The following is a 4573-nucleotide window of genomic DNA, read 5'->3' on the forward strand; positions in this document are numbered from 1 at the left end:
GAAGCCGCAAATGCGTCTTGATTCAGCGCTTTTTGTCCTTTGGTTGAATATCCACCAAAACAAACTTCCAGCTGCTTACTCATGTGCGACTCCCTCTCTTTTTGATCTGCGACTTAGCCGTTAATGCCGTGCGTTAACTCACGTAAATCTGGTCACTTAAACCAGCCCACTTAAACCGGGCTATGTAAATCAGCTCAGTTTAAGTGGTTAACCTGAATTAATTCACTTGTATCAGAGCAACGCTACCATCTTCATTAATTTCTGCCATGTGGCCTTTAGGCTCTTTGAGGAACAGTAGCGTAATAAAGCCCAGTACAGCCGTTGCTGCGATAACAGAGAAGAAGGTTGAGTAATCGACCATCGATAGCACTGTTAGGTAGAACACGGCACCGACGTTACCATATGCGCCCGTCATGCCAGCGATCTGACCCGTCAGGCGACGTTTGATCAACGGAACTACTGCAAATACCGCACCTTCACCTGCCTGTACAAAGAAAGAGCATGCCATGGCTGCAATAACCGCCAAGGCTAAAGGCCAACTGCTGTCGATCATGGACATCGTCGCATAACCGGCCGCCAGTCCTGCGGTGAGAATCAACAGGGTTTTCTTACGTCCGAAGCGATCGCTGATCCAGCCGCCGCCTGGGCGAGACATCAGATTCATAAAGGCGTAGGCAGATGCAAGCAAACCGGCATAGACCATGCTCAACTCAAATACATCAGAAAAGAACAGTGGCAGCATTGAAACAACGGCTAACTCTGAACCAAAAGTAGCAAAGTAAAGTACGTTCAATACAGCCACTTGTTTAAACGCATAACGCTGAACTTCCGGAACCGGTGTATGGAATATCTCTTTATTGACACTGTATGAGCTGTAGCAGTCGTAAATGAAGATGGCACCCAATAGAAGGTAAATGCTTAGCGCCGCTGCATCTGAAAGAATTGACACACCAGCCGGGGACAGCTTCCATGTTAATAACGCTAAAGCAGCATACAAGGGAATTTTCATGAACAGCAGGAAGACAAAATCTGCCTTGCTGGTGACTTCAAGGCCGCCAATACGTTTTGGTTTGAAGTAGGTCGAACCTTTCGGTGTATCGCTAACATTTTTATACCAGATAAAACTGAATACCAGGCTGAATAAGCCAGATAAACCGATCGCATATCTCCAACCGTCTTCGCCACCGAACATGATCGCGAGTGTCGGTAGTGTCATTGCCGCTGCTGCAGAACCAAAGTTACCCCAGCCGCCATAGATGCCTTCAGCCGTACCCAGCTCATTCGCCGGGAACCACTCGCTGACCATGCGAATACCTACTACAAACCCGGCGCCTATAAAACCAAGCAGGAAGCGGGAAATAGCGGCTTGCGCGAAATCGGTGGACAAAGCAAACGCAAAACAGGGAATACTGGCCAAAAACAGCAAGGCCGCATAGGTAATACGCGGGCCGTATTTATCGGTCAACATACCAATAATGATACGCGCCGGAATAGTAAGTGCGACGTTAAGAATCAGCAAGGTTTTGATTTCTGACTTTGTCAGCCCAAGCGATTCTGCGATCATGCCTAATAGTGGTGCATGGTTAAACCATACAAAAAAGGTGATAAAGAAGGCGATCCAGCTGAAATGCAGGATCTTCATCTTTCCGCTGAAAGATAGCAGGTTGAACGATTTTTCCTGAGTCATAGTCATTTTCCGTTCGTTAAAATAAAAAAAAACGCCCGATAAAACCAGATCTCGTTAGACCGGATTCATCGAGCGCCATTGCTCTAAATGAGTGCTTTTTAGTTTTCAGGCAGATTCTCTGCACTGTTTTTGTGCGAATATTTTTTCTTTACGGGTGGTGTCTTTGCGATATCGCTGCTTGTGCAAGTACATTCTTAGACATGGTCGTCCTCCTGAAGAGTAAAAAAGAAAAGGCGCCACCAAGCTGAAAGGGTGAGATCCCAGCTGGAGGCACCTTTGCCTGAAAAAATTGTGCTTTATATGTCGCTTAGCTATTGCTTACATAGCGCTTAGATCGCTTTTATAAAGCACTTAAAAAGTCTTTGTAAAATATAAAGCAGGGAGCATGCCAATTTGATAAAAGACCCGTTATACGGGTCTTTCAAGCAATCTTCAGATTTAATTTATTGGATAATTAGTCGTGAAACTTACCCTGTTTGGTGCGTTGCACAAATATAGTGCTGTTACTTGAACTTCAGATCCGGGAGCATATTAATACGCTGTATTGTGCCTGAAAGCTGCCAGCTATCAGCGTGAGTGCCTTCTGTTTTGGTGTTCTGTATGGGTAGATTAATATTGAGTTTTTCGGCAACCGTTCGATAAGTCTCGGTCAGATAGGTTTCTGTTAAAGGGGGTTGATTTAACGGAGCGCTCTTGTTGGCCAGAACTCTCTCGCTTAATGCCCGAATGTGCTCGGTAAACCATTGCGCCTGTGATAACCAGGGAAAGGTCGCTTCAGGTGAAGTAAAGCAGTGTTGCCCAAAGTTCAGATCTATGCCGGACAGGTCTGCATTAAGATAGTTAAGCTTATTTAATAACATAAAGCCGGCTATTTTATTCTCATGGTTGTCCAGCCACAGGCATGCTTTGAGTAATGCGGCTATTAACCGCTGGTGGCTGGCAGGGTTGGCATCATGCCAGCGGCGTGTAACGCCGAGTACTTTGTCCGGTGCGTTTTCCCATATTTGATGACTCGATAACAGGGTATGGCCAATCTGTTGTGCTTGCGCAAGGCTGTTCCAGGGTTCACCCGCGCAAAAAATATCAATCACACCGCGTTGCATTGCATCAATCATATGCGGTGGTGGGACTACGTGCTGCTTGAGTTTGCTGTCAGGATCAATGTTGAAATGTGCTAACCATTCGCGCAATAAGAAATGGTGTGTCGAATAAGTATGCACAGAAGCGACATTAACCGGTCCTTCTACGCTTGCCAGATAGGCTCTAAGCGCTTGTGCGGCTGTTTGGCTGGTGAATGTTTCACCTGAAGGGTTTAGCTGTTCCCAAAGCTTTGTCGAAACAGTCATTGCGTTGCCGTTCAGTCCTAAGCCCATAGCCGTGACCATAGGCTGAGTGGCGCCTAATTTCATTGCGCTGGCGAGTACAATCCCGGCAGGCATAGGTGCGGCATCGAGCAGACCGAACTGCACTTTATCGCGGATACTGGCCCAGGATGACTCGCAGGAAAGCGTTACGTCTAAGCCCATCTCTTCAAAAAAACCAAACTCTTGCGCCACAATAATAGGAACGCAGTCGAGTAACGGGATAAAGCCAATGGTTAATGCGTGTTTTTCGGCAGCAGGAAATGCGCTGGCAAGATTCGCTTTTTGCGAGGTGGTTGGCGTCTTCATGGCAGCAACTCCAATACAGAAATAATACTTTTGGCAATCTCTATCAGTGGTTTTTGCTGATCCATTGCCATCTTACGCATCGCTTGATGGGCCTTGTCTTCTGTGCAGTTATTATGTTTCATGATCAAGATCTTCGCTTTTTCAGTTAGATTGCGATCAGCTAATTCTGTACGGGCCTGGTTTAGCTCGCCATGTACGTGATTTAGTTCGCTTCGTATCGCCTGAAACTCGCGGAAACGGGCAATGGCAACATCTAAAATTGCTTTAATCCGATGCTGCTCAAGACCATCTACGACATAAGCGCTCACACCTGAGCGAATCGCTTTTTCTATTGTGGCCTGATCACCTTGTTCAGCAAACATAATGACAGGGCGGGGGCAGCTTTGGTTCATCAAAGCCATGTTTTCCAGAACATCTCTGTCGGGAGAGTCCAAATCAATAATAATAATGTCCGGCTTTAATACCTCGACTTTATCGGCCATAAGATCAGTAGAATGCAGCCGGCCAAGTACCTCGTATCCCTGATCTCGCAATGCCTGTTCCAGTAACGCGGCACGTTCCTTGTCTTCATCGATGACAAGCACAGTTAATCTGTTTTTCACGTGGATCACCTGCGTTTAAAAATTGATAATTGACAATGTACAAGCAATATCCGGGCCATTCATCGTTTCAAATGCAGGTAACTCTTGTCGTCATTCATGCCCATTGCATGGCACGTGGCGGCAGGCAACTGTATAATGCGCCTTTATTTTTATACTCTTTTGGCAATCACGTAAGCTTTGGCAGGAAAATAATGACAGTACGTACTCGCGTTGCGCCTTCTCCAACAGGCGACCCGCATGTAGGCACAGCCTATATTGCACTCTTTAATCTGGCGTTTGCCCGTCAGCACGGTGGGCAGTTTATCTTACGTATAGAAGATACAGACCAGACACGCAGTACGGCTGAATCAGAGCAGAAGATTCTGGATTCATTGCGTTGGTTAGGGCTGGAGTGGGATGAAGGCCCGGATGTTGGCGGCCCGCATGGCCCTTATCGCCAAAGCGAACGCAAGGGAATGTATGCTCAGTATGCACATGATCTGGTTGAGAAAGGTCATGCGTTCCATTGCTACCGCACCTCTGAAGAGCTGGATCTATTGCGCGATGCACGTCGGGCGGCGGGTGGACATACAGCACTCAAGCAAAGTGACTTGGCTTTACCCGCTGAAGAAGTA

The 4573-nt window shown here is 46.9% G+C and carries 4 protein-coding genes; 1 reads left to right on the plus strand and 3 read right to left on the minus strand.

Going from position 1 to position 4573, the window contains the following annotated elements:
- Positions 1-217: 217 nt before the first annotated feature.
- The 3 genes from ABY436_RS19045 to ABY436_RS19055 all read right to left on the minus strand — a co-directional run bounded on the left by ABY436_RS19045 (position 218) and on the right by ABY436_RS19055 (position 3959).
- Positions 218-1687: a NarK family nitrate/nitrite MFS transporter gene (locus tag ABY436_RS19045; protein WP_372740507.1), complete on the minus strand. Its 1470-nt coding sequence runs from the start codon at positions 1685-1687 to the stop codon at positions 218-220.
- Positions 1688-2190: 503 nt separating this feature from the next.
- On the minus strand, positions 2191-3357 hold the full coding sequence (locus tag ABY436_RS19050; protein WP_372740508.1) for a CmpA/NrtA family ABC transporter substrate-binding protein: 1167 nt from the start codon (positions 3355-3357) through the stop codon (positions 2191-2193).
- Positions 3354-3959 (minus strand): ANTAR domain-containing response regulator, encoded by a 606-nt coding sequence (locus ABY436_RS19055; protein WP_372740509.1) that lies wholly within the window; start codon positions 3957-3959, stop codon positions 3354-3356. Before ABY436_RS19055 ends, ABY436_RS19050 begins: the two co-directional genes overlap by 4 nt.
- A gap of 191 nt (positions 3960-4150) precedes the next feature.
- Between ABY436_RS19055 and ABY436_RS19060 the strand changes: the two genes are divergently transcribed.
- A partial coding sequence (locus ABY436_RS19060) for a glutamate--tRNA ligase family protein (RefSeq protein WP_372740510.1) occupies positions 4151-4573 on the plus strand: 423 nt, incomplete at its 3' end.

It is taken from the genome of Neptunomonas sp., from assembly GCF_041601355.1.
In the GTDB taxonomy this organism is placed as follows: Bacteria; Pseudomonadota; Gammaproteobacteria; order Pseudomonadales; family Balneatricaceae; genus Neptunomonas.

Coding starts and splice junctions, on each gene's coding strand:
- ABY436_RS19045 (WP_372740507.1), bottom strand. CDS start 1,687: ATGACTCAGGAAAAATCGTTCAACCTGCTATCTTTCAGCGGAAAGATG.
- ABY436_RS19050 (WP_372740508.1), bottom strand. CDS start 3,357: ATGAAGACGCCAACCACCTCGCAAAAAGCGAATCTTGCCAGCGCATTT.